Genomic DNA, 5,232 nt, shown 5'->3' on the forward strand with positions numbered 1-5,232 from the left:
CGCCGGCCGCCAAGCCCGCCGCCGCTCCGGCCAAGCCCGCCGCGCCCGCGGCCGCCCCCACCAAGACTGGAGCCGCGTCGTGAGCAAGAAGGCTTCGATGAAGAACTTGGACTTCAACAACATCGGCAGCTGGCCGCGGCAGGCGCAGATCGTGTTCTGCGCGCTGGTCGGGCTGGTGATCGTCGGCCTGGCCTGGTACCTGTTCGTCAGCGACAAGCGCACCGAGCTGGAAAGCCTGGAGCGCAAGGAAACCGAGCTGCGCCAGACCTTCGAGACCAAGCAGGGCCGCGCCGCCAACCTCGAGCCGCTGAAGCAGCAGCTCGCGCAGATGGAACAGCAGCTGCAGCAGATGCTGCGCCAGTTGCCGAGCAAGACCGAGATGCCCGACCTGATCGTCGACATCTCGCAGACCGCGCTGGCCACCGGCATCTCCAACGAGCTGTTCCAGCCCGGCGCCGAGGTTCCCAAGGAGTTCTACGCCGAGAAGCCGATCGCCCTGCGCATGGTCGGCACCTACCACCAGTTCGGCGCCTTCGTCAGCGGCGTGGCCTCGCTGCCGCGCGTGGTCATCATGACCATGCACGACATCTCGCTGAAGCCCAAGGGCAACAACAACAAGGACGCGGCCGGCGGAATCACCCCGAACAGCCCGCTGGAGCTGGCCGGCACGGTCAAGACCTATCGCTATCTGGACGAGGAAGAGATGGCTGCTCAGAGCCCGCCCGCCGATGCTTCCGGCGGCGCGTCCAAGCCCGCCGACAAGAAGGAGGGCACCTGATGCGCGCGCAACCTCTGTCGCGGCTGGCCGCCGCCTGCGCCGTGGTCCTGGCGCTGTCGGCCACCGGCTGCTTCCGCAGCATCACCAGCACGCCCGGCGACGCGCCCAACCTCGAGAAGTGGGTCGCCGAGGTCAAGGCGCGCCCGGCGCCGCCGCTGGATCCGCTGCCGGTGATGCAGCAGTTCGAAACCTTCGAGTACGCCGCGCAGGACATGCGCGACCCGTTCAGCACCGCCTTCACCGACGAGGACACCAGCTCCGGCCCGCGTCCGGACAAGGTGCGCCGCAAGCAGGCGCTGGAAGCCTTCCCGCTCGACGGCCTGGACATGGTCGGCACCTTGGGCAGCGGCAAGAACATCGTGGCGCTGGTGATGGCGCCCGACAAAGTGACTTATCGTGTTCAACCGGGTGCGTACATGGGGCAGAACGACGGTCGCGTGACCAGCGTGTCTGAGGAACGCATCGACCTGGTGGAACTGGTGCCGGATGGCGCAGGCGGTTGGCTGGAACGTCCGGCTTCCGTGGCGCTGGAAGATCAATGATTAGGGGATAGCATGATGATCGTATTCAACGCCAACAACATGCCGTCGGACCGACGCCCCATGGCTTCCGGCGCCCGCATGGCCGCACCGCGCCTGGCCGGGCTCGCGCTCGGCCTGCTGGCCGGCATCAGCGCGGCCAACGCCGCCGAACCCGTCGCCGCGGCCAAGCCGGCGATGGCGCCGGCCGCGGCGGTCGCCCCGACTCCGAGCAATGATCCGGCCAAGCAACTGCCCGGCACGATCGCGGTCGCCAACATCGACTTCAAGCGCGGCGACGGCGGCTCCGGCAAGCTGATCCTGCGCTTCAGCGGCGAAGGCGCGGTGCCCGACATGCGCAGCCAGGGCTCGCAGGTCACCATCGACGTCGGCAACGCCAAGCTGCCGCCGGAGCTGCAGCGCCCGCTCAACGTCGCCGACTTCGCCACCCCGGTGCAGCGCATCGACGCGCGCGCCAGCGGCACCGGCTCGCAGCTGGTGCTCAACACCGCCGGCGCCTACGACACGATGGCCTACCAGACCGGCCGCGACTACATCGTCGAAGTCGTGCCGCGCAGCGCCGACGCGGGCAACCGCGCGGTCGGCGCGGTCGGCGTCGGGGTCAAGCCGGCGCCCGGCGCGACCTCGACCTCGGGCACGATCAGCGGCAGCGCTCCCGCCGCCGGCGTGCGCAGCTACTCCGGCCGCCCGGTGACCTTCAACTTCCAGGACGTGCCGGTGCGCACCGTGCTGCAGCTGGTCGCCGAGGAGTCCAACCTCAACATCGTCGCCGCCGACACCGTGCAGGGCAACGTAACCCTGCGCCTGGTGAACGTGCCGTGGGACCAGGCGCTGGACATCGTCCTGCAGGCCAAGGGCCTGGACAAGCGCCGCAGCGGCAACGTGGTGTGGGTCGCGCCGCAGGCCGAAGTAGCCAAGTACGAGCAGGATCGCGAAGACGCGCGCATCGCGCTCGACAACCGCGTCGACCTGGTCACCGAGTACGTGCAGGTCAACTACCACAACGCCAGCCAGATCTATAAGGCGCTGACCGAGGCCAAGGGCATCGGCGGCAGCGGTGGCAGCGGCGGTTCGGCCGGCTCCACCGCCAGCGAAAACGGCTTTCTCTCGCAGCGCGGGCGGCTGGTGGCGGACGAACGCACCAACACCCTGATGATCAGCGACATTCCGAAGAAAGTCGCGCAGATGAAGGAACTGATCAAGGTCATCGACCGCCCGGTCGACCAGGTCCTGATCGAGGCCCGCATCGTCATCGCCAGCGAAAGCTTCGCCCGCGACCTGGGCGCGCGCTTCGGCGTGTCGGGCCAGAAGGGCGATGTGATCACCAGCGGTACGCTGGAGAGCATCAACAACTACCGCAACACCACGGCCAAGAACGACCTGATCCGCAACCAGGCCAAGAGCCTGACCGACGACGCCGTGCGTTTCCGCGACGCCGGCAACCTGACCAAGGCCGAAGCGCTGCAGGACCAGGCCCGCTCGCTGCTGCAGACCCTGACCAACCCCGCGTTCCTGTTCCCGGCCAGCCTGAACTCGAACATCAGCGCGCTCAATCCGGCCGGCGCGATCGCCTTCACCATCCTCGGCAAGTACGTCAACCTGGACATGGAGTTCAACGCGATGCAGACCGAGGGACGCGGCGAAGTCGTGTCCAACCCGCGCGTGGTCACCAGCAACCAGCGCGAGGCGGTGATCAGCCAGGGCAAGGAAGTCGGCTACGTGACCATCGCGCCGCAGCAGGGCGGCAACAACATCCCGATCCCGAACGTCCAGTTCAAGGACGTGCTGATGGAGATGAAGGTCAACCCGACCATCACCAACGACGGCCGCGTGTTCCTGAACCTGGACGTCAAGAAGGACGAGGTCGACGGCTACATCAACACCTCGATCGGCGACGTGCCGCAGATCAACAAGCGCAACATCAACACCGCGGTGCTGGTGGAAGACGGCCAGACCGTCGTGATCGGCGGCGTGTACGAGTTCCGCGACCGCAGCGATCTGACCAAGGTGCCGTTCCTGGCCGACATCCCGTTCCTGGGCAATCTGTTCAAGCGCAAGAACCGGACCAAGGAAAAGGCCGAGCTGCTGATCTTCGTGACCCCGAAGGTGATGAAGGTCGCGCAGCGCTGATTCGGGCTGCGCGCAAGCGGAGAGGGCCTTCGGGCCCTTTTCGCGTTTGTGGCGGCCGCGATGCGCACAGCGCCGCGGGCCCGGCACCGGCCGCCTGGCCGCCGCAGCGCGCGGCTGAATCGCCGGGCGCGGCCGCCGCGCCGGACGCGCTCGCGCAGACCTGCTAACGTCGTGCAAAGACGGCCAAAATCGCGGCGAAAATCGCCGCGCCGCGCCGTCGGTTGAACCTCGGGGCCGAACTTCGGTCAAAATCGTCCCGACCGCTGCAAGCCGTGCCCCGCACGCTTGCCCGTTTCGCCCGCAATGGATTCCGGATGGACAGCGCTACCGATCGCCCCCAAACCCCCGGCGCGACCCCCGTCGTCGCCCCCGCCGACGTCGCCCGCCTGCACGATGCGTTCAGGCAACTGCGCGATGCCCTCGCCGTCGAGATCGTCGGCCAGGCCGAACTGATCGAACGCCTGTTGATCGCCTTGCTCGCCGACGGCCATTTGCTGGTCGAAGGCGCGCCCGGGCTGGCCAAGACCAGCGCCGTGCGCGCGCTGGCGGCGCGGCTGGAGGCGGACTTCGCCCGCGTCCAGTTCACCCCCGACCTGCTGCCGGCCGACCTCACCGGCACCGAGGTGTGGCGCCCGCAGGAAGGCCGCTTCGAATTCCAGGCCGGGCCGATCTTCCACCCGATCCTGCTCGCCGACGAAATCAACCGCGCGCCGGCCAAGGTGCAGTCGGCGCTGCTGGAAGCGATGGGCGAGCGCCAGGTCACCGTCGGCCGCGCCACCTACGCGCTGCCGCCGCTGTTCCTGGTGATGGCCACGCAGAACCCGATCGAGCAGGAGGGCACCTTCCCGCTGCCCGAAGCCCAGCTCGACCGTTTCCTCATGCACGTGCGCATCGGCTATCCCGAGGCCGCGGCCGAGGCCGAGATCCTGCGGCTGGCGCGCGAACGCGCGCGGCAGACGCTCAAGCCCGCGCCCGCGCCGGTGACGCGGATGCCGCTGGCGGACGTGTTCGCCGCGCGCTCGGCGGTGCTGGACCTGCACGTGGCGCCGGCGGTGGAGCGCTATCTGGTCGAAATCGTGCTGGCTTCGCGCGATGCCGCGCGTTACGACGCGCAGCTGGCGCGGCGCATCGCCTGGGGCGCCAGCCCGCGCGGCTCGATCGCGCTGGAGCGCTGCGCGCGCGCCCACGCCTGGCTCGCCGGGCGCGATTTCGTCACCCCCGACGACGTGCGCGCGATCGCGCCGGACGTGCTGCGCCACCGCATCCTGCCGAGCTACGAGGCCACCGCCGAGGGCTGGGACGGCGAGCGCCTGCTCGGCGAGCTGCTGAAGAAGGTGCCGCTGCCTTGATCGTCGTGGCGCGACGGTCGCACGCGGCCGGGTCTATGGGTTTCGGGACGGATCGATGAGCGAAGGAATCGCGCCGACATTGGCCGAACTGGTGGCGCTGCGCGCCGTCGCGACCGGCCGCCGCAGCGCCCGCCAGGGCCGCCACGGCGTCAGCGGGCAGGCCTTGTCGCCGCTGCGCGGGCGCGGCATGGAGTACGCCGAATCGCGCGAATACTCCAACGGCGACGACGCCCGCCACATCGACTGGCGATTGACCGCGCGCACCGGCCGCGCCCACACCAAACTGTTCCAGGCCGAGCGCGAGCGCCTGAGCCTGATCGTCGCCGACACCGCGCCGGCGATGTACTTCGGCACCCGCGTGCGCTTCAAGTCGGTGCAGGCCGCGCGCGCCGGCGCGGTCGCGGCCTGGGCCGCGGCGCGCGACGGCGACCGCATC

5 protein-coding genes are annotated in these 5,232 nt (G+C 69.5%); all 5 read left to right on the plus strand.

The features are described 5' to 3' along the window. Positions 1 to 79: 79 nt before the first annotated feature. Positions 80 to 778, plus strand: a complete 699-nt coding sequence (locus tag A7A76_RS00300) for a type 4a pilus biogenesis protein PilO (protein WP_206409312.1) — start codon at positions 80 to 82, stop codon at positions 776 to 778. Next, positions 778 to 1,320 carry a pilus assembly protein PilP gene (locus A7A76_RS00305; RefSeq protein ID WP_206409313.1) on the plus strand — a complete coding sequence of 181 codons (543 nt, stop codon included), beginning with the start codon at positions 778 to 780 and terminating at the stop codon, positions 1,318 to 1,320. Before A7A76_RS00300 ends, A7A76_RS00305 begins: the two co-directional genes overlap by 1 nt. A gap of 174 nt (positions 1,321 to 1,494) precedes the next feature. Beyond that, positions 1,495 to 3,447, plus strand: a complete 1,953-nt coding sequence (locus tag A7A76_RS00310; RefSeq protein ID WP_241200641.1) for a type IV pilus secretin PilQ — start codon at positions 1,495 to 1,497, stop codon at positions 3,445 to 3,447. 314 nt (positions 3,448 to 3,761) lie between these two features. Continuing rightward, positions 3,762 to 4,796 (plus strand): AAA family ATPase, encoded by a 1,035-nt coding sequence (locus tag A7A76_RS00315; RefSeq protein WP_206409314.1) that lies wholly within the window; start codon positions 3,762 to 3,764, stop codon positions 4,794 to 4,796. A gap of 55 nt (positions 4,797 to 4,851) precedes the next feature. After that, positions 4,852 to 5,232 (plus strand): DUF58 domain-containing protein (locus A7A76_RS00320; protein ID WP_206409315.1); only part of this gene is annotated, 381 nt, incomplete at its 3' end.

The organism is Lysobacter enzymogenes (assembly GCF_017168095.1).
Lineage (GTDB): Bacteria > Pseudomonadota > Gammaproteobacteria > Xanthomonadales > Xanthomonadaceae > Lysobacter > Lysobacter enzymogenes_D.

Bases quoted from the DNA above. Each gene is read 5' to 3' on its own strand.
- A7A76_RS00305 (WP_206409313.1), top strand. From the start codon at position 778: ATGCGCGCGCAACCTCTGTCGCGGCTGGCCGCCGCCTGCGCCGTGGTC.
- A7A76_RS00310 (WP_241200641.1), top strand. From the start codon at position 1,495: ATGGCGCCGGCCGCGGCGGTCGCCCCGACTCCGAGCAATGATCCGGCC.
- A7A76_RS00315 (WP_206409314.1), top strand. From the start codon at position 3,762: ATGGACAGCGCTACCGATCGCCCCCAAACCCCCGGCGCGACCCCCGTC.